This is a genomic window from Vibrio sp. 2132-1 (genome assembly GCF_033344315.1).
The window spans coordinates 1-646 of sequence record NZ_JAWPON010000442.1; the positions used below are offsets into that span (position 1 = coordinate 1).

Consider the following 646-nt stretch of genomic DNA (forward strand, 5'->3'; position numbering starts at 1 on the left):
AGGCGGATCTCTACAACGCTGGTGAAACTTGGCGTTACTTGCCAACTTTGGCATTAGGTCAAGATCTGACGGACTACCTATCGACCGCCATTCAAGGCGGTAAAGTAAACACGGCCAAATTGCTATGGTATGGTGAGTTAGGAGATTTTCCTTACAAAGAGCACAACGGCATGTTTCAGGCATGGGTTGGCTTAAAAGACGCGAAATTCAGTTTTGATACTGCGTGGCCAACCATTACCGACTTGCAGCTTGATCTATTGTTTGAAAACGACGCCATGTATCTGGATTCCAAATCGGCGACGTTAAATGGCGTTCACGCTAAACGCATCACGGGGCGCATTCCGGAGTTGGCTGAAGATGGCCATATCGAAATTGAAGCTAAAGCCACAGCTCCGGGTAATGAAGTTCGCGACTACATGATGGCTACGCCGCTGGTTGACTCGGTTGGTGCCGCTTTGACGGCCTTGCAAGTTAGTGGCCCGGTATATTCCGAGTTCCAGCTCAACATTCCTTTTGATATGGAAAAAGACGCGCGAGCTTGGGGTTATGCGGATTTGAAAGACAACCGTGTTGATATTGATGCGCCGCCAATGACGCTAGAAAAAGCCACAGGCCGCATTCAGTTCGACAACGATGTGGTGACGAC

General features: G+C 49.2%; 1 protein-coding gene. It reads left to right on the forward strand.

The window, feature by feature from the left end; genetic code table 11:
• The coding region (locus R8N47_RS25920; RefSeq protein WP_318186196.1) for a DUF3971 domain-containing protein at positions 1–646 on the forward strand (646 nt) is incomplete at both ends.